Annotated in this window: 17 protein-coding genes; 8 read left to right on the top strand and 9 right to left on the bottom strand. The window is 72.3% G+C overall.

Going from position 1 to position 23,348, the window contains the following annotated elements:
• The first annotated feature begins 33 nt into the window (after positions 1-33).
• The 8 genes from IEY86_RS20095 to IEY86_RS20060 all read left to right on the top strand — a co-directional run bounded on the left by IEY86_RS20095 (position 34) and on the right by IEY86_RS20060 (position 8,875).
• Positions 34-1,296, top strand: a complete 1,263-nt coding sequence (locus IEY86_RS20095; RefSeq protein ID WP_189133152.1) for an LVIVD repeat-containing protein — start codon at positions 34-36, stop codon at positions 1,294-1,296.
• 8 nt (positions 1,297-1,304) lie between these two features.
• Positions 1,305-2,711: an FAD-binding oxidoreductase gene (locus IEY86_RS20090; RefSeq protein WP_229698605.1), complete on the top strand. Its 1,407-nt coding sequence runs from the start codon at positions 1,305-1,307 to the stop codon at positions 2,709-2,711.
• 20 nt (positions 2,712-2,731) lie between these two features.
• Positions 2,732-3,523: an electron transfer flavoprotein subunit beta/FixA family protein gene (locus IEY86_RS20085; protein WP_189133151.1), complete on the top strand. Its 792-nt coding sequence runs from the start codon at positions 2,732-2,734 to the stop codon at positions 3,521-3,523.
• Positions 3,524-3,659: 136 nt separating this feature from the next.
• Complete coding sequence (locus tag IEY86_RS20080; protein WP_189133150.1) at positions 3,660-4,637, top strand: electron transfer flavoprotein subunit alpha/FixB family protein; 978 nt, start codon at positions 3,660-3,662, stop codon at positions 4,635-4,637.
• Between the two features lie 162 nt (positions 4,638-4,799).
• Positions 4,800-5,828: a FecCD family ABC transporter permease gene (locus tag IEY86_RS20075; protein ID WP_189133149.1), complete on the top strand. Its 1,029-nt coding sequence runs from the start codon at positions 4,800-4,802 to the stop codon at positions 5,826-5,828.
• A complete protein-coding gene (locus IEY86_RS20070; protein WP_189133148.1) occupies positions 5,825-6,898 on the top strand; it encodes a FecCD family ABC transporter permease in 1,074 nt (357 codons plus the stop codon). The genes IEY86_RS20075 and IEY86_RS20070 overlap by 4 nt, the downstream gene beginning before the upstream one ends.
• The gene (locus IEY86_RS20065; RefSeq protein WP_189133147.1) at positions 6,895-7,728 is read left to right on the top strand and encodes an ABC transporter ATP-binding protein; all 834 of its coding nucleotides are present in this window, start codon (positions 6,895-6,897) and stop codon (positions 7,726-7,728) included. Before IEY86_RS20070 ends, IEY86_RS20065 begins: the two co-directional genes overlap by 4 nt.
• Before the next feature lie 190 nt (positions 7,729-7,918).
• Positions 7,919-8,875 carry an ABC transporter substrate-binding protein gene (locus tag IEY86_RS20060; RefSeq protein ID WP_189133146.1) on the top strand — a complete coding sequence of 319 codons (957 nt, stop codon included), beginning with the start codon at positions 7,919-7,921 and terminating at the stop codon, positions 8,873-8,875.
• 87 nt (positions 8,876-8,962) lie between these two features.
• Here the strand turns inward: IEY86_RS20060 and IEY86_RS20055 are convergent, their stop codons facing one another.
• From IEY86_RS20055 to IEY86_RS20015, 9 genes are all read right to left on the bottom strand, one after another.
• Positions 8,963-10,321: a glutamine synthetase family protein gene (locus IEY86_RS20055; RefSeq protein ID WP_189133145.1), complete on the bottom strand. Its 1,359-nt coding sequence runs from the start codon at positions 10,319-10,321 to the stop codon at positions 8,963-8,965.
• Complete coding sequence (locus IEY86_RS20050) at positions 10,318-12,135, bottom strand: IucA/IucC family protein (protein ID WP_189133144.1); 1,818 nt, start codon at positions 12,133-12,135, stop codon at positions 10,318-10,320. The genes IEY86_RS20055 and IEY86_RS20050 overlap by 4 nt, the downstream gene beginning before the upstream one ends.
• Positions 12,132-13,526: an MFS transporter gene (locus tag IEY86_RS20045; RefSeq protein WP_189133143.1), complete on the bottom strand. Its 1,395-nt coding sequence runs from the start codon at positions 13,524-13,526 to the stop codon at positions 12,132-12,134. Before IEY86_RS20045 ends, IEY86_RS20050 begins: the two co-directional genes overlap by 4 nt.
• Entirely contained in the window at positions 13,523-14,932 is a 1,410-nt protein-coding gene (locus IEY86_RS20040; protein WP_229698604.1) for a lysine N(6)-hydroxylase/L-ornithine N(5)-oxygenase family protein, read from the bottom strand. Before IEY86_RS20040 ends, IEY86_RS20045 begins: the two co-directional genes overlap by 4 nt.
• Complete coding sequence (locus IEY86_RS20035; protein ID WP_229698603.1) at positions 14,929-16,881, bottom strand: IucA/IucC family protein; 1,953 nt, start codon at positions 16,879-16,881, stop codon at positions 14,929-14,931. Before IEY86_RS20035 ends, IEY86_RS20040 begins: the two co-directional genes overlap by 4 nt.
• The gene (locus IEY86_RS20030; RefSeq protein WP_189133142.1) at positions 16,878-18,566 is read right to left on the bottom strand and encodes a pyridoxal phosphate-dependent decarboxylase family protein; all 1,689 of its coding nucleotides are present in this window, start codon (positions 18,564-18,566) and stop codon (positions 16,878-16,880) included. The genes IEY86_RS20035 and IEY86_RS20030 overlap by 4 nt, the downstream gene beginning before the upstream one ends.
• A complete protein-coding gene (locus IEY86_RS20025; RefSeq protein WP_189133141.1) occupies positions 18,563-19,978 on the bottom strand; it encodes a diaminobutyrate--2-oxoglutarate transaminase in 1,416 nt (471 codons plus the stop codon). The genes IEY86_RS20030 and IEY86_RS20025 overlap by 4 nt, the downstream gene beginning before the upstream one ends.
• Positions 19,979-20,098: 120 nt before the next feature.
• The gene (locus tag IEY86_RS20020; protein WP_229698602.1) at positions 20,099-21,343 is read right to left on the bottom strand and encodes a type III PLP-dependent enzyme domain-containing protein; all 1,245 of its coding nucleotides are present in this window, start codon (positions 21,341-21,343) and stop codon (positions 20,099-20,101) included.
• 421 nt (positions 21,344-21,764) lie between these two features.
• On the bottom strand, positions 21,765-23,324 hold the full coding sequence (locus tag IEY86_RS20015; RefSeq protein ID WP_189133140.1) for a serine/threonine protein kinase: 1,560 nt from the start codon (positions 23,322-23,324) through the stop codon (positions 21,765-21,767).
• Positions 23,325-23,348: the final 24 nt, after the last annotated feature.

The following is a 23,348-nucleotide window of genomic DNA, read 5'->3' as shown; positions in this document are numbered from 1 at the left end:
CCGTTCGCTTTCTCGCAGGGAGCACAGACGACCATGACGAGCGCCACCAGCGCCACCAGCGCCGGGACCGAGCCCGACTTCGCCTCCAACATCTCCTTCCTCGGCCACACCGACCAGGGCGGCCGCGCCGACGGCGTCCAGGTGATGGTTCACCGCGGTCACGCCTACGTGGGCCACATGTTCTCCAACGGCGTGACCGTGCTGGACGTGCGCGACCCGCGTGCCCCGAAGCCCGTGGCGTTCCTGCCCGCCCCGCCCGGCACCTGGAGCATCCACCTGCAGACCGCCGACGACCTTCTGCTGGTGATCAACGCGGCCAATCTCTTCGCGGCGCAGTCCTTCGCCGACGAATCCGCCTACTACGGCCGCTCTGTGGGAGCGGCCGCCGCCCGCTCCGGCGGGCACAGCGCCGGGATGCGCGTCTACGACATCAGCGAACCGGCCGAACCGCGGGAAATCGCGTTCATGCCCGTCGAAGGCGTCGGCCTGCACCGGCTGTGGTACGTCGGAGGCCGCTGGGCCTACGCCTCGGCGCTTTTGGACGGCTTCACCGACTACATCCTCCTCACCATCGACATGAGCGATCCGGCCCGGCCCCAGCCGGTGGGCCGCTGGTGGCTGCCCGGGATGCACACCGCCGGTGGCGAGGAGCCCGGCTGGGACACGGAGCGGTGGCGGTACGGTCTGCACCACGCCGTCGTCGCCGGCGACACCGCCTACGGCTGCTGGCGGGACGGAGGGCTGACCCTGCTGGACGTCTCCGACCGTGCGGCGCCCGCACTGATCGCCCACCGCAACTGGGCGCCACCGTTCGGCGGCGGCACCCACAGCGCGCTCCCGCTGCCCGACCGCGAGCTGCTGGTGGTGGCCGACGAGGGCATCGCCGACAACTGCGCCGACGGCCTCAAGCACACCTGGATCTTCGACATCCGGCAGCCGGACAACCCGGTCAGCATCGCCACCCTTCCCACCCCCGACGAGACCGACTACGTCGCCAAGGGCAGCCACTTCGGTCCGCACAACCTCCATGAGAACCGGCCGGGCTCCTTCGTCAGCAGCGACCTGGTCTTCGCCACCTACCAGAACGCCGGGGTACGCGTCTTCGACATCGGCGACGCCTTCCGGCCGCGCCAGACCGGTGCCTGGGTGCCCCCGCCCCCCCAGCGGATGTACGACGTGCGGCCCGGACGGCCCCAGGTCGTCCAAAGCTGCGACGTCTTCGTCGACCCCGAGGGCGTGATGTACATGACCGACTACAACGCAGGGCTGTACATCCTGCAGTACGACGGGGAGTGAGCGTGCCCGTGACGGCAACCCTTGACGCACGCCCCAGCGCGCCGAAGGGCCTGCTGGCCCAGCTCGCCTCCATCGTCGGCGGGTACCACGTGCTCAGCGACCCGGACCTGACCGCGGGCCATGAAGTCGACTGGACGGGGCGCTTCACCGGCCCCACCCCCGTCGTCGTCCGCCCCCGCAACCCGCACGAGGTGGCCGCGGTGCTTCGGGCCTGCGCCCAGTACCGCGTCCCGGTGATCCCCCAGGGCGGCAACACCGGCCTGGTCGGCGGCGGCGTCCCCCGGCAGGGCGAAGCCGTGCTCAGCACGACCCGGCTCACCGACCTGGAGCCGGTGGACCGGCTCTCGGGGCAGGTGACGGTAGGCGCCGGAGCCACCCTTGCCGCCGTGCAGCGGCATGTGCGGGAGGCCGGCTACGACATCGCCGTGGACCTGGCCGCCCGCGACAGCGCCACCATCGGCGGGATGGTGGCCACCAACGCGGGAGGGCTCCGGGTGCTGCGCTGGGGCCCGATGCGCAGCCAGGTCGTGGGTGTCGAGGCGGTCCTGGCGGACGGCAGGGTGATGAACCGCCTCTCCGGGCTGCCGAAGGACAGCTCCGGCTACGACCTGACGCAGCTGCTCGTGGGCAGCGAGGGTACCCTCGCCGTGATCACCCGGGTGCGGCTGCGGCTGATCCCGCTGTTCACCGACCGGGTCACCGTCCTGCTGGCCCTTCAGGACACCGCCACTGCCCTTCGGGTGCTGGCCCTGGTGCGGGGCAGTGTGCCCTCACTGGACTCTGCCGAGATCACCTACGCGGACGGCGTCGCGCTGGTCCACAAGCATCTGCGGCTGCCCTCGCCCTTTCGCACACCGACCCCGTACCCGGTCCATCTGCTGCTCGAGTGTGCGGCGCAGCGGGACCCCGCCGACGACCTGATCGAGGCCCTGGAACGCAGCCCCGACCTGCTGGACTCGGCCATCGCCACCGACGAGCCGTCCCGGCGCGCCCTGTGGGCGCACCGGGAGGGCCATACCGACGCCGTCAACGCCGCGGGGGTGCCGCTGAAGCTGGACGTCGCGGTCCCGTTGGAGGAGTTGGCGGCCTTCGAACAGGAGGTGCGCGGACTGACGGTCCGCCACGCGCCCGGTGCCCGGCTGGTGCTCTTCGGCCACCTGGCGGAGGGCAACTACCACGTCAACATCCTGGATGCCGGGGACCGCGACGAGGAGCTGAGCGAGGCCGTGCTCCGGGCCGTGGCCCGCCGGGGCGGCACCATCTCCGCCGAACACGGCATCGGGGTGGCCAAGGCGCGCTGGCTGTCCCTCACTCGCGCCGCGGTCGACCTGGATCTGGCCGCCGTCACCAAGCGGGCCTGGGATCCGGAGGCACTGCTCAACCCGGGCGTGCTCTTCTCGGCGGATCCCGCCTGAACGTCAGGAGATGTGAGTCAGTGAGCTTCCGACTCGTTGTGTGCGTGAAGTACGTGCCCGACGCCACCGCCGACCGCCGCTTCGCCCAGGACACCACGACCGACCGTGAGTCCGTCGACGGGCTGCTGTCCGAGCTGGACGAGCACGCCGTCGAGCAGGCCCTGCGCCTCGCCGAGGCCATCGGGGACGCCGAGGTGACCGCGCTGACCCTCGGCCCGGACGGCGCCGAGACCGCGCTGCGCAAGGCACTTGCCATGGGTGTGGACAAGGCCGTCCACGTCCAGGACGACGCCGTGCACGGGACCGATGTGATGGGCACCTCCGCGATCGTGGCCAGGGCGCTGGAGCTGACCGGTTACGACCTGGTGGTCTGCGGGATGGCCTCCACCGACGGCGCCATGGGGGTGCTCCCGGCACTGCTGGCCGAGCGGCTGGGCGTTCCGCAGCTGACCCTCCTGTCGGAGGTCGGTGTGGAGGACGGCGTGGTCCGGGGACGCCGCGACGGGGACGCCGCCACCGAGGATCTGCGGGCACCGCTGCCGGCCGTGGTCTCGGTCACCGACCGGTCCGGCGAGGCCCGCTACCCCTCCTTCAAGGGAGTCGTGGCCGCCAGGAAGAAGCCGGTGCGCCGCCTGGACCTGGCCGACCTGGGCATCGAGCCGGGCACCGTGGGCCTGCGCGGCGCCTGGACCGTGGTGGACCACATCGCCGCCCGCCCGCAGCGGCGGGCCGGAGCCGTCGTCGAGGACGACGGCGAGGGGGCGGGCGCCGGACAGCTCGCCGCGTTCCTGGCCGCCGGCGCCTTCATCTGACCATCCGACCGCCCGTCCGGCCCGGACCGCCCGGCGCAGGTCCGGCCCCGACCGCCCGCACGTCCGGCCCGAACCCAACGGTATGCATGGCGACCCGGCTCGGGCGCGGTGTACCGCAGTGCAGGAGACAACAGCCATGAGTGAAGTCCTCGTCCTGGTCGACCATGCGGACGGCCGAGTCCGCCCGCCCGCGCTGGAACTGCTGACGCTGGCCCGCCGCCTCGGTGAGCCCTCGGCGGTCGTGCTCGGCGCCTCGGACGGTGTGGACGGCATCGCCGGGCAGCTGCGCCGCTACGGTGCGGCGAAGGTGTACGCGGCCGACGGCGCGGCATTCGCCGACCATCCGGTGGTGCCCCAGGTGGACGCGCTGACCCGGATCGCCGAGACCGCCGGCGCGGCCGCGGTGCTGGTGACCTCCTCCCCGCAGGGCAGGGAGGTCGCAGCCAGGGTCGCGCTTCGGCTGGGCTCCGGGCTGATCACCGACGCGGTGGACGTGCGGGTCGGTGAGGCGGGCCCGGTCGCGGTCCAGTCGGTGTTCGCCGCGTCCTTCGAGATCACCTCGCGGATCTGCCACGGCATTCCCGTGATCGCCGTCAAGCCCAACGCCGCCACTGCCGAACCGGTCTGCGCGGACGCGGTGGCGGGCCCGGTGGAGCGGGTCGCCGTCGGCCCTCCCGACCCCGCCACCGTCGCGACGGTCGTCTCCCGTACCGTGCGCCCGGCAACCGACCGGCCCGAGCTGAGCGAGGCCGCGATCGTGGTGGCCGGCGGACGAGGTGTCGGCGGTGCCGACGGATTCGGCGTGATCGAGGAACTGGCCGACGCCCTCGGGGCGGCCGTCGGCGCCTCCCGCGCGGCGGTCGACGCCGGCTGGTACCCGCATGCGCATCAGATCGGCCAGACCGGCAGGACCGTCTCGCCCCAGCTCTACCTCGCCTCGGGCATCTCCGGTGCGATCCAGCACCTGGCGGGCATGCGGACTTCGAAGACCGTCGTCGCGGTCAACAAGGACCCGCAGGCGCCGATCTTCGACGTCGCCGACTTCGGAGTGGTGGGGGACCTGCTCGAGGTGCTCCCGAGGCTGACCGAGGAGACCAGGAGGCGCCGGGACTGAGGCACCGCGTGGTCGCCGGGCAGGGCGTGCCGTGATTGGCGAGGCCGCCGTGCCGGTGATCCACTTCTTCCATCGTCCGCTGGGATGCCATGGGTTGCCCTATGCTTAGGCTTGCCTAAGTTCCTGATCGCCAGGAGTGCCCGTCATACCGGAATGGACACGATGTCAGCTGCCGCAATCAGCAGCCCGAGAGCCGCGTCGGCGAGCCGCCGCATGGGATGGACGACTGCCGCCGCTGTCGCGCTGCTGTGTGCGGTGCTGCTCAGCCTCGCCGTCGGCGCCCGTCACATCGCCCCGGGTGAAGCGGTCCACGTCCTGCTGCACGGGGGAGAGGGCGAGGCCGCCGACATCATGTGGTCCCTGCGTGTGCCCCGGACCGTCGTCGGCGTGATGGTCGGCGTGGCGCTCGCTCTGGCGGGCACGGCCATTCAGGGCATCACCCGCAATCCCATAGGCGATCCCGGCGTCCTCGGCATCAGCCAGGGCGCCGCGGTGGGCGTCGTGCTCGCCATCTCCTTGGCCGGGGTGCACAGCCTCTCCGGCTATGTGTGGTTCGCCTTCGTCGGGGCCGCAGCGGCGTCGGTGGCCGTCTACGCCGTGGCCTCGAGCGGGCGCGGCGGGGCGACCCCGGTGAAGCTGGCGCTGGCCGGCGCGGCCATCAACGCCCTGCTCATCTCCGTCATCCAGGGGATGCTGACGACGGACGCCGCCACCCTGGACGAGTTCCGATTCTGGCAGGTGGGCTCGATCGCCGGCCGGGACGCCGCACTCGCCGGTCGGATCTGGCCCTTCCTCCTGGTCGGCACCGCCTTGGTGCTGTCCGTCGCCCGGGGACTGGACGCGCTGGCGTTGGGCGACGACGTCGCCAAGGGGCTCGGACAGAAGGTCGCGACCGTGCGGGTCGTGGGCGGGATCGGAGCGACCGTGCTCACCGGTGTCGGTGTCTGCGCCGCCGGGCCGATCGCCTTCGTGGGCCTCGCGGTTCCGCATATCGCGCGCGCCCTGGTGGGCGCCGACCACCGCTGGATCATGCCGATGGCTGCTTTGCTCGGCCCCGTGATGCTGCTGGTGTCCGATGTCCTGGGGCGGATCGTGTTCCCGCCGGGCGAGATACCGGCGGGCGTGATGACGGCCCTGACCGGTGTACCGTTCCTGATCGCCATGGTCCGCCGCAAAGCGGTGAGCGCATGACGACTTCTCTCATCGGCCGGCGTCCCGGTGATGCGCGTCCCGCCGGGTATGCGCTCGTCAGGCGCGGCCGGGCATCCTTCCTCGTTCACCGGCGCGCGGCCGTTGCCGCGGGCGCCATCGCGGTGCTGACGGCCGCCCTGTGCGTCGCGTACCTCTGCCTCGGCGAGAGGTACGTCGCGCCGACCGAGGTGCTCAACGTGCTGTTCGGCCAGGATTCCGGAGCGGACTTCGTCGTGGGTGAGTTGCGGCTGCCCCGGCTCGCTCTCGGATTGCTGGTCGGTGCCGCCTTCGGTGTCGGCGGTGCCCTGATCCAGACGGTCGCCCGCAATCCGCTCGCCAGCCCCGACATCATCGGTGTGTCCCAGGGCGCCAGTGCCCTGACCATCGGCGCGCTGACGTTCGGCGTCGGATCCTTCGGCGTGCTGCCGTACTTCTCGGTGGCGGGCGGGGTGCTCGCCGCTCTTGCCGTCTATCTCTTCGCGTGGCGCCGGGGCATGCACGCGGGACGGTTCGTACTCATCGGCATCGGCGTCGCCATCGCGCTCAGGTCCGTCGTTCACCTCTTCATCACCAAGGGGGACTACCTGGTCGCCCATCAGGCGCAGGTGTGGATCACGGGCTCGCTCAACGGGCGCGGCTGGGACGAGGCCGCACCGCTGGGGTGGACACTGCTCGCCCTGGCGCCCTGCGTGGTCTGGGCGGCACGGGCCCAGCGCAACACCGCGTTCGACGACGGCACGGCCACCGCGCTGGGTGTGCCGCTGCACCGGACGAGGTTCGGGCTCGCGTTGCTGGGCGTGCTGTTCGCGTCGCTGGCCACGGGTGCGGCCGGACCGGTGGACTTCGTGGCGCTGCTCGCTCCTCAGATCGCCCGCCGCCTGACGCGTACGGCCCAGATTCCGCTGCTGTGTTCGGCATTGCTCGGGGCCTTGATCGTGGTGGCCGCCGACCTGCCCGCACGCCTGCTGTTCGCGCCGGTCGAACTGCCCGTGGGGGTGCTGACCGCGGCCGTGGGCGCACCGTATCTGATCTGGCTGATAGTCCGCGGCCGTACTGGAGGAAGAGCGTGACCGAGAGCAGGCTGACCGCCCGCGACCTGACTTTGGCCTACGAGGAACGCACGGTGGTGGAGGGCCTCGATCTGGACGTTCCGCATGGCCGGGTCACCGTCGTCGTCGGCCCGAACGCCTGTGGCAAGTCCACCCTCCTGCGGGCACTGGGACGGCTGCTCAGGCCCCGCCGGGGCTCGGTGCTCCTGGACGGTGAGGCGCTGGACGGTATGCCCACCCGGACGATCGCGCAGTCCATCGGGCTGCTGCCGCAGACGCCGGTCGCACCGGAGGCGATCACAGTCGCCGATCTCGTCTCGCGGGGCCGCCAGCCGCACCAGCGCTGGTGGAGGCAGTGGTCGCAGGAGGACGAAAGGGCCGTCACCGACGCCATGGAACGCACGGACGTGGCCGCGCTCGCCGACCGCCCCGTCGACGAACTGTCGGGCGGTCAGCGGCAGCGCGTGTGGATCGCGATGGCACTCGCGCAGGAGACGGATCTGCTGCTGCTCGACGAACCGACCACGTATCTGGACATCTCCCACCAGGTGGAGGTGCTGGACCTCGTCCGGCAGCTCAACCACGAGCGGGGCCGGACGGTCGTCGCGGTGCTCCATGACCTCAACCAGGCGGCACGGTACGCCGACCACTTGGTGGCGATGAAGGCCGGGCGCATTGTCGCGCAGGGCCGGCCGTCGGACATCGTCACGGTGGATCTCGTGCGTGACGTCTTCGGCCTCGAATCGGTCGTGGTCCCGGATCCGGTGACCGGCAGCCCGCTGGTTGTGCCCGGTGCCCCCTGGCAGGAAGACGCCTCCGCCGCGGTCGCTGCCTGCGCGGAGGCCGGCTGAACTCCTCCGGGGGCCCTGGCATTCGCGTCGGCGTTGGTTCCGCTCGTTGCTGGATGGAGCACGGCGACCGCGCTGCCGCGCGGTCCGGGTTGCGGTGCTCGTGAGCTTGCCGCCATCATTGGCTAAGGTTAGCCTTACCTAAATCGATCCCGCGCGTTCTCATCGGGTCTGTCAGGAAGGCTCCCCACTCATGGCTCCAACCCTCAATCGTCGTGCCGTCACCGTGGCAGTCGCCGCCGCGCTCGCCGTCACCGCAACCGCGTGCGGCTCGGGCACGAGTGACGCCAAGCCGGCCGCCAAGGGCGGAAAGCACACCGTGACGACCGCCATGGGCAAGGTGGAGGTACCCGACAGTCCCAGGCGTGTGGTCGTGCTCGACACCGACGCCCTGGACTCGGCCGTCACCCTGGGCATCACGCCAGTCGGCGCGGTCACCGCGGAGGCCGGCGCGCCGATGTCCTCCTACCTCCCTCAGGACAGACTCAAGGGCATCAAGCCGGTCGGTCTGATCGCGGAGCCCAACCTCGAGGCGATCGACGGGCTGAACCCGGATCTGATCATCAGCAGCAAGGCGCGCGACGAGAAGAGTTACCAGGAGCTGTCCAAGATCGCGCCGACGGTCTTCACCGAGACCACCGGCCCGGACTGGAGGAAGAACTTCGCACTGCACGCCGACGTGCTGGGCAGGAAGGAAGAGGCCGAGCAGGTCGTCGCCGACTACGAAAAGCACGTGGCCGAGGTGACAGGGGCGCTCGGCGGCGCGGAGAAGGCCGCGAGGACGAAGGTCGGTTTCGTGCGCTTCATCGAAGGCGCGGACACTCGCCTGTACATGAACGACACATTCGTCGGCAGCATCCTGAAGGACCTCAAGGTCGGCCGCGCCGCGAACGTGGACAAGACCGGCTTCTCCGTCGACATCAGCCCGGAGCGGATCGGCGAGGGCAACGCCGACGTCATCTTCTACTCCACCTACGGCGACCCCGCGAAGGCCGAGGAGACGAGCGTCACCGGCGGCAAGCTGTGGAAGAACCTGGACGCCGTGAAGAACGACAAGGCCTTCAAGGTCGACGACAGCCTGTGGATGCTCGGCATCGGCTACACCGGTGCCGACCGGATCCTCGACGCGATGAAGAAGCACCTCGCATAGCGGGGGTACGCAGCGGCACGTCTGCGGCCCTGGCCACGGGAATTCCCGTGGCCAGGGCCGCAGACGCGTCGATCCCCCGCAGGGACGTCAAAGGCGCTCGAAGCCGCGCACCCGTTCCCAGTCCGTCACCGCGGTCTCGAACGCGGCAAGTTCGGTGCGTGCGGCCTGGGCATAGTGGCCCACGACCTGCTCGCCGAAGACCTTCGCCGCGATCTCGCTGGTCTCCCACCGGCGCAGGGCATCGGTGAGTGTGCCGGGCAGGCGCGGCACCGACGGATCGGCCAGGGCGTTGGCTGTGTGGGGGGCAGGCAGCGGGAGGCTGTTCTCGATGCCGTACAGGCCGGCGGCCACCGCGGCGGCGACGGCCAGGTAAGGGTTGGCGTCACCGCCGGGCACCCGGTGTTCGATGCGCAGCGAGTGGCCGGAGCCCACCACACGGACCGGGCAGGTCCGGTTGTCCCTGCCCCACGTGATGCCGGTGGGGGCGAACGCACCCGGCTGGAGCCGCTTGTAGGAGTTGATATTGGGTGCCATCAGCAGCGCGAAGTCGGAGAGGCAGGCCAGCTGCCCTGCCACGAAGTGGCGCATGAGGTCGGACATGCCGTCCTCGGCCGAAGGGTCGGCCAGCACGGCAGACCCGTCGGTGCCGCGCAGCGACAGGTGGATGTGGCAGCTGTTGCCCTCGCCCTCGTCGTACTTGGGCATGAAGGTGAGCGCGGCACACTCCTGCGCGGCGATCTGCTTGGCGCCGTTCTTGAAGACGACATGGTTGTCACAGGTGGCCATCGCCTCGTCGTAGCGGAAGACGATCTCGTACTGGCCGGCGTGGCACTCGCCGCGCGCCGTCTCCATCGTGAGACCGGCGCGCACCATCTCCCGGCGGATACGCCGTACCACGGGCTCCATCCCGGTGAGCCCCTGGAGGGAGTAGTCGACGTTGTAGGAGGTGGCCGTCTCCAGACCCTGGTAGCGGCGGTCCCAGGCATGGCGGTAGGACTCGCGGAAGACCAGGAACTCCAGTTCGGTGCCGGCGAAGGCGGTCAGCCCGCGCTCGGACAGCCGGTCGAGCTGGGTGCGCAGCACCTGCCGCGGAGCCACGGGGACTGCCTCGCCGCCCGGCCAGACCGCGTCGGCCAGGACCAAGGCGGTCCCCGGGTCCCAGGGCAGAGTACGCACGGTGGCCGGATCGGGACGCAGCACGAAGTCACCGAAACCGCTCCGCCAGGCGTCGATGGCGTAGCCCGGACCGGTGCTCATCTCGACATCCGAGGCGAGGAGGTAGACGCACGCGCTGAAGCCCTGTTCGGCCGCCTCGTCCAGGAAGTACGGAACGGACAGCCGACTGCCCTGGAGCCTGCCCTGGAGATCCGGGACGCCGACGATCACTTCCTCGACGCGTCCCTCCTCGGCCTCGGCGCGCAGCCGCTCGTACGGCGAGGTGGTCATGCCTGCTCCTGAAGATCGCGGCGGGTGGCGGTCGCGGTGGCGAGGGGGTTGGCGACGGTGCCGTGGACGACGTCGAAGCCCTCGTCCTTCTCGGCGCGGTCGTGGAAGCCGCCGCCGAGCAGTTGTTCACGGTTGAGCGCTACGCGGTCGAACTCGGCGGCGAGCAGGCCGAACTCGTCGAACCGCTGGGCGAGTTCCGGGAAGCGGGCGTGGTAGCGCTCGATCTCGGCGCGGACCATGGCCCAGAATTCCTCCTCCGGCACCCCGAGATGCTCGGCCGCGAGCGGGGCGAAGAACCGGAAGTGGCCCGCGAAGACGGCGCTGAGCAGGGAGTGGGCCAGTTCCCCGGCGGGCCAGCGCAGCAACAGCGCGTCGGCGCGCGCGGACAGGAGGGCGTACTCGGGCCGGCTTCCGGGCAGCAGGTTGACGTCCTCGGCGAAGTCCTTGACCGCGATGCCGATGGGGATCTCGCAGGCGTCGTAGAGGACCACGGTGTTCTCACCGTGCGGGCAGTACGCCACGCCGTACCGGTAGAGGTAGTGCAGCAGCCCGGGCAGCAGGGCGCCGAAGAAGCGCCGGAGCCAGGCGCGCGAGGTCAGTCCGGACCGCTCGACCAGTTCGCCGGCCAGCGCGCGGCCGTCGGATCCGACCTTGAGCAGGGCGGCCATCGTGCGGGCCCGCTCCCCGTCGCGGACCAGCGCGGCGACCGGCTCGCGCCAGACCGCGCCGAGGAGTTCGTGGTAGCGGTACGGGGCGTCCCGCACCGACTCGTACAGCGGATGGCGCACCGCTACGCCCGCCACCTCGCCGAGCGGGTGGAAGCGCAACTCGTCCCGCAGGCAGGCGTCCTCCTCGCGTATCGCATGCAGCCAGGCGCTCACATCGGGGGCCGCCTCGGTCGGCTTCGTGGACAGGCCGCGCCAGACCAGGGTGTTGCGGATGAGCAGCGGCACCTTCACATTCCGCCGGTGCGGGTGGTCCAGGTTGGCCAGGGTGCGGATGGACTGCAGCGGCCGGTAGCGGTCCGGGCCCTCGCCCAGCGGCACGAGCCGGCCGTCGGCGAGATACGGGGCGAACAGGGGCGCGACGGCCTCGTCCCAGTGGAAGGGGTGCACCGGCAGCCAGCAGAAGTCCGCCGGGGCGTGTCCGGTCTCGGCGCAGGACCGGCCGAGCGCGGCCGCGAACTGTTCGCGGGTGTCCGGGTCCAGTTCCTCGGTCAGCAGCGTGTCGCGGTCGAGGCCGGGGACGCCGGAGTACGAGGCGAGGCTGCTGTGCACGCCGGCCCACAGAAGACGGACCGACCCGCCTGCCTCGGGTGCGTAGGCGGCCGCGTCGGAGGCGGAGAATCCCAAGCGTCCCTTGTTGAGCAGCATGCACGGGTGACCCTCTTGATGGGCCTCCAGGTCCAGGTGGTCCAGATCCGCGAGTTCGGCGGCGGGCAGGGCACGGGAGATGACCTCGGCCTCGGCCCTGCGGGTGGCGGTCAGTTCACGCAGCACCTCCGCGGTGGTGGGGCCGTCCCAGCCGAGGACCGGACGGGCGTCGAGCAGCAGTCGTTCGGGACCGGCCTCGTCGGCGGGCGCCGGGTGCCGCCGCAGGGTGCTGGGCACGAGCCGCCAGGTGCCGAAGGTGCCACGGGCGGCACGGAAGGTCCAGTGGACTGCGTCGGCGAGGTCCAGCCGGTAGGCGTCCTCGGTGCCGGCGGAGGGGTCCGGTCGGGGAACGAGCAGTTCCTCGTACGCGAACTCCTCCACGGCCTTGACGAGCAGGCGCTCGCCCGCCCGGGCCCAGGCGTCACGTGTGGTGCGGTTCATCGGTGGTTCTCCTCGGAGTGCGCGGGGGACGCGTGGGGCACGGCAGCGGTCATCGCGGGGGCCCTGGGAAAGGAATCCGCCGCCGAGGGCCGGGCAGGTGCCGCCGCCTCCACGGCTTCGGCGGCGCCCGGCCACAGCGCCCGGTCCGGGGCGGCACCGCGGAAGCGCTTCAGGGACAGGGCGGCCGCGCACAACTGCCCGACGGCGGCGACGGCGAGCGGCAGTGCCAGGTCGTGGGCGACCGCGGCCGTGGCGGCCAGCGGCGCGGCCAGGAGACCGGCGGAACGAACGGTCTCGACGGCGGTGAACGCCGGGCCCCTGGTACCCGTCGCACGGAACATCCGCAGCTCGACGGCGACCTGGCCGAGACCGAGACCGACGCCGTACAGCAGCCGGCCGCCGGCCACCCCGGAAACGGAGTCGGCCAGCCACGTCCAGGCCATCCCGGCGGCGCCCACGGCCAGAGCCAGCGGCAGCAGCCGGTCCCCGAGCCGGTCGTGGCAGCGGCGCACCAGGGGAAGGACGGCCAGCGCGGAGACGCTCGGCAGGAAGAACAGCACGGCCGAGCCGATGGAGCCGCTGCCGAGGCCGTCGGAGAACTCGGTGAAGAACGGCCGCGCCACGTTGGCCGAGAAGTCGAACATGACCCCGATCAGTGCGGCGTAGGCGAGCACCGTGATCCGGCTCAGGCATCTCGATGCGGCGGGCGCCCGAGGGTGGGGCGGCGACGGCGCGGCGTCCGGTGCCTCCTCGGCAGCGGCGGTACCGGCCCCGGTGCCCGGGCGCCGCCCCAGGACGCGGTGGGTGAGCACCGCCAGCGCGGTGTCCACCAGCGCGAACGCCGAGATGCCGATGCGCGGCTGCGGGAGCGCGAGCACCCCGGCGCCCACCACGGTGGAGACCACGACGGAGAGGTGGAAGACGACCACGAGCGTGCACACCCCGGTCAGCCGGCCCCGCTCGCCGCCCGCCGAATCGTCGCCGTGCTCGGCGATGAAGGCCGGATAGGCCAGCAGCATCGCGCTGTTGGTCGTCACGATGAGCGTCGACAGCAGCGTGTACGCCGTGTAGTCCGGCGCGAGACCCAGCAGCAGATCCAGGACCGCCGACCCGCACAGCCCGGCGAGCACCAGCGTGTGCGGCGGCCGGCGCCGGGCCGCCAGCCCCCACAGGGGGAGGGCGGCCAGCCCGACGATGCGGCAGATCCAGATGTACAGCCCGGTGGCCTCCGGATCCTCGATGCCGTAGAGCCGCTCGAACAGCTGGGGCAGGAACGGTGTCAGGGCGGTCTCGGCGACCAGGTGCAGGCCGATCACCGAGATGAGGACCGTCTTCGCGTGGCGCCCCGGCCCTGCCGGGGCCGGCGCGCCGGCCTTCTGCCCGGCGGTCATCGCCCCGTCCCCGCCGGGGCGCTGGTGGCGGGCGAAACGGCCGTCGGCACCGCGGACTCCTGCGCTCGCGGTACGCCGAAGGTGGTGAACGCCTGCCGCGGGGAGAGGGGCAGCACCGTGCGTCCGGCGGCGGCGTTGAGGATGGTCGCGGCGCGCCAGGCACCGAGGGTGAGGTCGGGGGCGCCCACGCCGTGCGTGTGCGTCTCGGCGTTCTGGACGTAGAGCGCGCCCGAGACCCGCGGGTCGAGCGCGACCCGGTACTGTCCGTCGACCTGGTAGCGCCCCTTGCCGTCCCAGTCCACCATGTCCCCGATCCCGTCGAGGAAGGCGGGACGTGAGGCGGCGTAACCCGTGGCGGATACGACGGCGCAGGTCCGGATCTCGAACAGCGAGTCCTGCTGCCGGTTCCGGCAGGTGAGCAGGTAGCCGTCGCCGTCGGCGCGGGCCTCGACGAGCTCCACGCCCGGCTGCAGGGCGGCGCGCGGCTCGCCGCCGCCTATGGTCCGCTCGTACAGCTCGTCGTACATCTGCCCGAGGGTCTCCTCGCTCACGCCCTTGTAGAGCTGCCACTGTTCGCGCACCAGGTGCTCGCGGGCGGCTTCGGGGAGGTGGCGGAAGTAGCTGGTGTAGTCCGGGGTGAAGTGCTCCAGGCCGATCTTGGAGTACTCCATCGGCGCGAAGGCCGCGGTGCGAGCCAGCCAGCGCACGTAAGGGCCGCCCTGGCCGTTGCCGTCCTGGGTGCGCAGCAGGTCGAGCGCGACCTCGGCGCCGGACTGCCCCGCGCCGACGACCGTGACGTCGTCGGCCGCCGCGAGCCGGGCACGGTGGGCGCGGTAGTCGGCGCTGTGCAGCACCCGGCCCGTGTGGGCGTCGCTCAGCAGCGGGCGCAGCGGCTCGGGCACGACCGGGTCGGTGCCCACGCCCAGCACGACCTGGCGCGCCAGTACCCGTGTCCGGTCACCGTCGGCGCAGCGGTACACGACGGCGAAGGCGTTCGCGTTCTCGTCCCACTCCAGTGCGGTGACCCGGGCGTCGAACCTGCACGAGGCGAGCCGTTCGGCGACCCAGCGGCAGTAGTGGTCGTACTCGCGGCGCGGGATGTGGAAGCGCTCGGAGAAGAAGAACTTGAACATCCGGTCGTGGCAGCGGATGTAGTTCAGGTACGACCAGGGGCTGGTCGGGTCGGCCATCGTGACCAGGTCGGCCAGGAACGGCACCTGCAAGGTGGTGCCCTCCATCAGCAGACCGGGGTGCCAGGAGAACGCCGGCTTGGCGTCGAGGAACAGGGACCGGAAGCCGGGCACGCCGTCCGCCAGCGCCGCCAGGGACAGGTTGAACGGGCCGATACCGACGCCGACCAGGTCGAAGGGCAGCTCGTGGCCGGGGGCAGTCGAGGGAGCGGTCACCGCTGGGCCTCCGTGAGGGGATTGGGAAGATCGATGTAGACCGACTGGGTGTGGACGTCTCCGGTGAGCTCGTCAAGGCCGTCCACACAGGTCAGGTAGTTGCCCTTGCACCGCAGGACCGGGGCGTCGAGCAGCAGGTCCAGCAGGCCGGCGGCGGCGGGCTCGGTCGTGCGCAGCCGCTCCAGCACGCCCCGCAGCACCCGCAGCAGGTCCCCTTCGTCGGCCAGCCCCAGGGCGCCGAAGGCCCCGACGAGGCCGAGGAGGTTGTTGACGCCGAGGTAGTAGGCGACCCGCTCGTCGACGAACGTGTCGTCGAAGACCAGTTCCACGCCGTCGGTGGCGCCGGGCAGGAGCCGCTCGATGTCGGCGGTGCGGGAGGCGGCCAGGTAGTAGCCCTGACTGTCCCGGTACCAGCCGGCGCAGGGCAGCCCGTGGTCGTCGAGGGCGACCAGGGTGTTCTGATGGTGCGGCTCCAGGGCGATCCCGTACCGCGCCTGGAGGCGGATCAGGGGAACGGCCAGGACGTCCAGGTATCGGACCAGCCAGCGCCGCGACGCCTCGGCCACCGGGACACCGAGCGCGCGTGCGGCACGCTCGACCGCCTCGCACACCGCGGCCCGATGCCGGGGAGGGGTGCTGTCGCCAGGACCGGTGCGCTCGGCCAGCAGACCCGCCACGCACAGACCCTGGAGCCCTCCGCCGCGGAAGGGGTTGTCGCGGATCGCGGTCTCCAGACCCGTCTCCGGTCCGTCGGCGCCGGCCGAGACCCAGGCGAAGTCGCGCAGGACACCGAACCGCGGGTGCTCGGCGCGCAGCCAGTGCGCGGGGCCCGCGGCCAGCAGCTGCGCCGCCCGCACGCCCAGGCGCATCTCGCTGCGCAGGTTGTTGCGCCGGGAGTTGGTGATCCGCATGCCGAGGGACAGCTTCAGCATCACCTCGGCGTCGGGGCGGTGCACGGTCCGCACCGAGGACGTGGGGTACCAGTGGGGTCCGGCCGGGCCGAGCGGGCGCAGCAGTCCGGCGTCGACCAGCGCGGCGACCTCGGGGCGGGCCAGTACCTCGCGGGCCTGCCAGGGGTGCGCGGGAACCGGCACCATGCCGTCGGGCAGCTCCAGCCCGGCGGCGAGCGGGCGCAGCATCTCCTCGGGTCTGCGGCCGTCGGCGCTGCCGCCGACGACGGTATCGGGGTGGGCGGCGAACCAGTGCAGGCGGAAGGAGCCGCGCAGTTCCGGTGAGTACACCTCCAGTTCGGCGTCGGAGGCCTCCTCGCGGCTCTTGGGCGCGGGATGGAACGGATGCCCCAGCAGCAGCGCCTGCTCGCTGTCGAGGAACGGCGTCGGCCCCCGGCCGCCCTCGCCCTCGGCGCGCCGGCGGGCGATGTGCGCGGCGGTGCGCCGGGCGGAGTTCAGCACCCGGGCGCAGGCGTCGCCCCCGTGGTGCGGGAGCACGCCACGGCCCAGTGTGGTCTCGCGGATCAGCGCGGCGGCCACCAGCGCCGCGTCCGCCGGGACACCGCCGCCGTCCTCGGAGGTGACCAGCCGCGGAATGCCGAACCGGTGCCACCCGGTGGCCGACCGGTGCCGCACGGGCACCCGCAGCTCGAGCCGGTCGGCGGGAAGACGCAGCACGAGGGTCCGGCCGGTGGGCGGGACGTCGGTGCCCGTCTCCCGGACGTAGGCGCGCAGCAGTGACTCCATCGCCGCGGCGTCGCCCGCCCGGAGGGGGTCGGGGTCGTCCAGCGGGTCGGGGGCGGGCGCGCGAACCGGCCGCGCATCCCCGTCCGTGCCGTCCTGGGCGGCCGGGTCCGCGCAGGTGCGCCGGGCAGGTGTGCCGGGGGCGCGGTCGTCCTCGTACTCCACGGCGGTCGCGGTCGCGGTGGCAGCGGTGCTCGGCGAGGCGCCGTCCGTGCGGGTCACCCCCGCCGGACGGGGAACGGTGGGCCGGTTCACTGGCTTTCCTCCTCGGCCTGTCCCGCCGCGGCGACCGCGTGGAGCAGCCGTTCGACCTCGGCAGGCGTGGTGTGGGGGTTGAGCAGCGTGAGCTTGAGCCGGACCCGGCCGGGTCCTTCGCCCGGGAGTTCGGTGCGGCCGACGACGGCCCGGCCCTCACGCAGCAGCCTGCGCCGCAGCGCCGCGTTCACCCGGTCGGTGTCAGCGGGGTCGGCACCCTCGGGCACGTAGCGGAAGAGCAAGGCCGTCAGCACCGGGTCCGTGTGCAGTTCCAGCCGGGGATGGGCCCGCACGGCCCGCGCCGCGCCGCACGCGAGTTCATGGCAGGCGTTCACGAGCCGGCCCAGGCCGTCGCGGCCGAGCGTGCGCAGTGTGACGGCGATCTTGAAGGCGTCGGCGCGGCGGGTGGTCCGCAACGACAGGCCGAGCAGGCTGGGATAGCCGGCCTCCTCGTCGTCGGTCGGGTTGAGGTACACCGCACGCCGCGCGAGGGAGGCGTAGGTCTGTGCCCGCCGGACCAGGAAGACGCCCGCGGCGGCCGGCTGCCAGCCCAGCTTGTGCCAGTCCAGGGAGACGGAGTCGGCCAGAGCGATCCCGTCCAGCAGCGGGGAGAGCTCGTCGGACAGCAGGGCACCGCCGCCGTAGGCGGCGTCCACGTGCAGCCAGGCCCCGTACTCGGCGGCCAGCGCCGCGCAGGTCGGCAGCGGGTCGACCGCCCCGGTGTCGGTGGTGCCGGCGGTGGCCACGACCGCCAGTGGCAGTTCGCCGCGTGCGACGCGTTCGCGCAGTGCTGAGGCCAGTGCCTCCGGCTTCATGCGAAGGTCGCGGTCGACCGGGACGGGAACGACCGCGTCCTCGCCGAGACCCAGCAGGGCGGCCGACCGCTGGACCGAGAAGTGGGCGGCGGCCGAGGCGAAGACCCGCGGATGCGGACCCGTGCCGGACACACCGCTCAGCTCGACCTGACGCCCCGAGCGCCGGCCGAGGATCCGGTCACGGGCGAGCATGAGGCCCATGAGGTTGGATTCCGTGCCGCCGGAGGTGAGCACTCCCGTTGCCTGCGCCGGGTCGTACCCGACGAGCTCCGCCAGCTCCCGCAGCAGCGCGGTCTCCAGGGCCGTGGCGGCGGGGGCCTGGTCCCAGGAGTCCTGGGAGGGGTTGAGCGCGCAGACGGCGAGGTCGGCGGCCACGGCGACGGCCAGCGGGGGGCAGTGCAGGTGCGCGGCGCAGGACGGGTCGGCGGGATCGGCGCTGCCGTGAGCGAGCAGTTCGGTCAGCCGGGGGAGTGCGTCATCGCCTCCCGTTTCGGCGAAGACCCGCAGCACGTCCGCTTCGAGCTCGCCCGGCGTTCCGGCGGGAACCGGCCCGCCGCGCCGCACCGCGCCCTCGGCGAGGGCTTCCAGCACGCTCCGCAGCAGGGGTTCGAGCGCGCCGGGACCGTCCTGACCTCCGGACAGCGGGGCGGTGCGCGCGCGGGCCTTCGCTGGCAGGGCGGTGCGCAGCAGGCCGGCCGCGGCTTCGCCGAGAGCGTCGGGCCGGGCCGCAGGCGCCGGTGCGTGGCCTCGGCCGTTCCGGGAAGGCGTCGCACCCGCCCCGCCCCGTGCGTTGTGCTTGCCGTGGACGGCGGCCGGGGTGGTATCGGCGACCGCAGCGGTGGACCGCGGACCGTGGAGCTCACGTGTCATGCCTGGGCTCCCGCGAGCCGAGCGGCCGTCACCGAGGCGATGGCGTCGGTCAGCCGGTCCAGAACCGCTTCCACCTGCTCGTCGGTGACGGTCAGCGGGGGCAGCAGCCGTGCGGTCGAGTCGTAGCGGCCACCGAGTTCCACGATGAGGCCGCGCTCGAGGCAGGCGGCGCGCACCTGTGCGGCGATCCGGGGAGCGGCCGGGCGGGCACCGCACGCGTCCGGCTCGGCCTCGGGGTCGACCAGCTCGACACCGATCATCAGGCCGCGGCCGCGTACGTCACCGATCGCGGGCAGTTGGGAGCTCAGGGCCTCGAGACGTGCCGTCATCGCGGCGCCGACGGCCGCCGCCCGCTCCGCCAGGCCCTCCTTCGCGACGTACCGCAGGGTCGCGGTACCGGCCGCCATGGCGAGGGTGTTGCCACGGAAGGTGCCGGTGTGAGCGCCGGGCAGCCAGCCGTCGTAGTCCTCGTGGTAGACGATCACCGCGAGCGGCAGGCTGCCGCCGATCGCCTTGGACATCACCATCGCGTCCGGCACGATCCCGCTGTGCTCCACCGCCCAGAAGGCGCCCGTGCGTCCGACACCGGTCTGCACCTCGTCGGCGATCAGCGGGATCCCCCGCTCCGCCGTGATGCGGCGCATCTCGCGCAGCCAGGCGTCCGGTGCGGGCACCGCGCCACCCTCGCCCTGGACCGCTTCGACGATCATCGCGGCCGGCGGTACGACGCCGCCGTTGGGGTCGTCGAGCAGCCGCTCGGTGTACCGGGCGGACAACTGGGCACCGTGCTCGCCGCCGACACCGAACGGGCAACGGTAGGAGTACGGGTAGGGCAGCCTCGTCACGTCCGCGGCGATCCCCGGCACCGGCTGCTTGGTGGTGACACCGCCGGAGGCGGCCAGGGCGCCGGCCGTCATGCCGTGGTAGGCGCCCGTGAACGCGAGCAGTCCGCGCCGCCCGGTGGCGGTCTGCATCAGCTTGAACGCGGCCTCGACCGCGTCGGTCCCGGTGGGCCCGCAGAAGTGGATGCGGGCCCTGTCGGCGAAGCCGCTGGGCAAGGTGGCGAACAGCGCGTCGGTGAACGCGTCCTTCTCCGGCGTTGCCAGGTCCAGGACGTGCAGTGGGGCCCCGCTGGTGAGGGTCCGCTGAACAGCCTCCAGCACGATCGGATGGTTGTGGCCCAGGGCCAGCGTCCCGGCCCCCGAGAGGCAGTCGAGGTAGCGGCGGCCGTCGGTGCCCTCGACCGTCATGCCGTGCGCACGGGCGGGAACGATGGGGAAGCTGCGGGCGTAGGTGCGTGCGGAGGACTCGCGGCCGCGCTGACGCTCCAGGACGGCGTCGGCGCGGCGCACGGCGGCGGGGTCCGCGACGGTGGGGCGGACGTCGGTGAGGGCGGTGGGGCGGGCGGTCATGGTGTTCGGCTCCAAGGGGGATTGGGGGAGAAGGAAGGGCGGGCGCACGACGCCGCCGCCCCGATGGGGCTTGCGGTGGGGTGCGGCTTGTCCTGTGTCTCGGAGAACGTGCCCTGTGTCTCAGAGAAGGTGACGTTCGGCAGGGGGATGGCCGAGGAAGCGGTGCATGGCGAACTCCCACCCGTAGGAGCCCGCGCAGGGGAAGACGACGAGGTCTCCGGCGCGCGCACGGTCCACCAGGACGTCGCGGAGCAGGGTGTCCTCCGGGGTGCACAGCTCGCCGACCACGGTCACCCGTGAGTTCTCGGCCGCCGGCCGCGGACAGCCCTCGGGCCAGTTCTCGACGGGCAGTACCGCGATGTTGTGGACGATGTCCCAGGACGTGGGCAGCTGGAAGTGGTTGATGCCACCGCGCAGGACCAGGAACTGCTCGCCGTAGGACTGCTTCACATCCGTCACCTCCGCGGCGTACCAGCCGCAGTCGGCGACCAGGAAACGCCCGGGCTCCAGAACCACCTTCACCTGCGCGGGGACGTCGACCTGGCCGGCCAGTTCGCCGAAGCGGGCCACGTCGAAGGGCTTCTCGCCCTCGAACGCGACGCCGATGCCGCCGCCGATGTCGACATGCCGCAGGTCGATCCCGTTCCTCCGGGCGGTCCGTGTGCTCCACTCCACGCACCACCGCAAGTACGCGGCGTGCGACTCGGCGTCGAGGTTGTTGGAAGCGGCGTGGATGTGGAAGCCGGCCATGTCCAGGCCCGGCAGACGCATGGCCTCGCGCAGCACGTCGGGAACGTCCGGCTCCGCCACCCCGAACTGGGAGGGGACGCCTCCCATGTTCAGAGAACCGGTGACCGGGATGGTCGCCGGGTTGACGCGAAGCGCCACCCGGGCACGGACACCCTCGGCGACCGCGATCCTGCTGATCCGATGGAGTTCGAGCAGGCTCTCGGCATTGATTGCCTCGACTCCGGCCCGGACCAGGGCAGTGAGCACGGGAAGTGACTTCGCGGGGCCGGCGGCCACCACGGGAACCGGGGTGCTCGCGGCCACCGCCTTCGCGTGGACTGCGAGTTCGAGTTCGGCGCGGGAGGCGACCTCGAACCCGTCGACGTGCGGAGCGAGCGCCTCGACCACACCCGGGAAGGAGTTCGCCTTCACCGCGTAGTAGACGGCGGCCCATTCCGGAAGAGCGCTTCGCAACTCGCGAGCACGCTCGGCGGCGACCTCACCGTCGTACACATATGCCGACACCGGTACCTCGGCCCGGGTCAGCTCCAGCAATCGACGACACAGCGCGTCGGGGAGCACGTCCGCGGGGTAGGCGGATCGCGGGGCTGCGGACGGGGGAAGCTGAATGGACACGGCTCTGCCTCGGGTCGGGTCGGGAAGCGGAGGGGGACGGGTGGGAGCTCCGCGTGCGTATCAGGCGGTCAGGAACCAGCCGTCAGTTCGATATGACGCTTTCGCGTGACCGACCCGGCGGGCTCACTCCCGCGGCCCCGTCGTCGGGACCGCGTGGGACGACCGCTCCGTCGTGGTGCTCGGTCGAGAGCCCGGCCGTTGGTACCGCTCGTGCCTCAGCGAATGCGCTGTTCGAACGAGGCACGGATCCCCTCTCGGCGATGAGCTCTGGGGGGCCCGCAGGCGGGCCACCCTCCTTACTTAGGTGAGCCTAACCTAATGCATCATCGGCATGTTTCCAAGAGGGCCGTCCTGGCCTGCGCCATGAGGGGGAGCGCGCGGATGTGTGAACAGGGCATGCCGCACCGGGCGGGCCCGGGTCTCATCGGCAGCCGCCGCGTACCGGGAGTTCGTCGGCCTGTCCGGGTGGAGCCGTCGTGTACCGGCACGTCGACGATGTGGCGGCGTCCGCCGGCCGGAAGGTGCGCAGGAACGTCCTGAGAGCACGTTGGTTCTCCGGCAGGTTCCACGCCGCGGCGGGCACACTCCACTTGATGGCGTAGCCGTGCCCGCTGTCGACCACGAAGCCGCGGTTCAGGGTGCGGTAGTGGATTCCGTTGAAATCGAACGTCCACTCCCAGTCGGCGGCCTGATACCCCCGGTACTTCACCGACCGGATCTCGCCGATCCTGCTGTACCCGGGTGTGGACGCGCGCACGCTTCGTTCCAGCCTTCTCCAGGCCGTCAGCTGATCGGCCCCGGGCCGGTGCGTCCAGTCGACGAGGAGCCGGCGTGCGTCACCCTCGTCGCCGTACCTGGTGCCGGAGGAGAAGCCGTTGTTGCCGACGCGTTTCCAGCCCAGCGGCAGTGCGATGGAGAAGCCTTCGGGGTCGGTGGCCCGGTAGAAGCTCTCGGGCACTCCCGAGGGCTGGGGGCTCGCAGCGTCCGAGGCGCTCGGGTCGGCCGTCGGCGGTGCGGTGGATTCGTGCGCGGCGCCGCTGCCCTTCACGCCGCTCGACCCGCCACCGCCGCGCTGGGTGACCAGGACAAGGGCCAAGGCCCCGACCACAAGGACCGCCGAGGCGGCCAGCGCCGTGGTCCGGCAGCTGCGCCCGATCAACGCGGCTCGTGCGCGGCGCCGCATCACGGTGGGCAGCCCGGCCTGCGGCACCTGCCGCGGCGGCTCGGCGTCCTCGAGGAGGCGCAGTAGCGCTCTGCGCGCCACATCCGCGGTCAGCCGCTCGGCGGGAGCGCGTCTGAGCAGCCCTTCGATGGTCAGGGCCAGCGGCCCATCCGGCCACCGCACCACCGCGGGGCCGGCCATCGCGTTGAGCAGGGCGCCCGTCGACCACAGATCGCAGGCTGGATCAGGACGCCGGCCGCCCGTCTGCTCCGGCGAAGCGAACGGCCGCTCCTGGCCGCCCGACAGCGCGTCGATGGCGGCGGCCACTCCGAACTCGGTGAGCGTCACCTGCCCGTCCTCGTCCACCAGCACGCAGGAGGGTTCCAAGCCGCCGTGCACGAGCTGCTGTTTGTGGGCGGCCTCCAGGATGTCCAGCACCTGGAGCCCGATCTCGCAGACCTGGGCGGTCTTGAGCGGGGTGTTCCGCCGCAGCAGTTCGCCGACCGGTCGGCCCCGCCACGGGGCGGTCACGATCCACAGCAGTCCCTCCTGGGCGACCGCGTCGAGCACCCTGTGCACCCCCGGGTGGCGCAGTCGGCGGTCCGCCGCCCTGGCCGCCTTCAACACCCGTGCGACCAGGAGCCGTTGACGATCCGACTCCATGTCGGGCGGCAGCTTCCGCTCCCGGACCGTTACGGGGCGGTTGGTGGATATGTCGACAGCGCTCCAGACCGTGCCCGTCCCGCTGTGGACGACGGGATCGAGGAACCGGTACCTGCCATCGAGGAGTCTGCGCGCCAGGTCGTGCGGCTCGGTCATCTCCACCTCGGACCGCGTAGGGAT

It is taken from the genome of Wenjunlia tyrosinilytica, assembly GCF_014646055.1.
GTDB lineage: Bacteria > Actinomycetota > Actinomycetes > Streptomycetales > Streptomycetaceae > Wenjunlia > Wenjunlia tyrosinilytica.
This window is presented reverse-complemented; position numbering and strand designations above follow the sequence as displayed.

Excerpts from the sequence above, each read along its gene's own strand:
- IEY86_RS20095 (WP_189133152.1), top strand. The coding sequence starts at position 34 with ATGACGAGCGCCACCAGCGCCACCAGCGCCGGGACCGAGCCCGACTTC.
- IEY86_RS20080 (WP_189133150.1), top strand. The coding sequence starts at position 3,660 with ATGAGTGAAGTCCTCGTCCTGGTCGACCATGCGGACGGCCGAGTCCGC.
- IEY86_RS20075 (WP_189133149.1), top strand. The coding sequence starts at position 4,800 with ATGTCAGCTGCCGCAATCAGCAGCCCGAGAGCCGCGTCGGCGAGCCGC.
- IEY86_RS20070 (WP_189133148.1), top strand. The coding sequence starts at position 5,825 with ATGACGACTTCTCTCATCGGCCGGCGTCCCGGTGATGCGCGTCCCGCC.
- IEY86_RS20060 (WP_189133146.1), top strand. The coding sequence starts at position 7,919 with ATGGCTCCAACCCTCAATCGTCGTGCCGTCACCGTGGCAGTCGCCGCC.
- IEY86_RS20055 (WP_189133145.1), bottom strand. The coding sequence starts at position 10,321 with ATGACCACCTCGCCGTACGAGCGGCTGCGCGCCGAGGCCGAGGAGGGA.
- IEY86_RS20050 (WP_189133144.1), bottom strand. The coding sequence starts at position 12,135 with ATGAACCGCACCACACGTGACGCCTGGGCCCGGGCGGGCGAGCGCCTG.
- IEY86_RS20045 (WP_189133143.1), bottom strand. The coding sequence starts at position 13,526 with ATGACCGCCGGGCAGAAGGCCGGCGCGCCGGCCCCGGCAGGGCCGGGG.
- IEY86_RS20030 (WP_189133142.1), bottom strand. The coding sequence starts at position 18,566 with ATGACACGTGAGCTCCACGGTCCGCGGTCCACCGCTGCGGTCGCCGAT.
- IEY86_RS20025 (WP_189133141.1), bottom strand. The coding sequence starts at position 19,978 with ATGACCGCCCGCCCCACCGCCCTCACCGACGTCCGCCCCACCGTCGCG.
- IEY86_RS20015 (WP_189133140.1), bottom strand. The coding sequence starts at position 23,324 with ATGACCGAGCCGCACGACCTGGCGCGCAGACTCCTCGATGGCAGGTAC.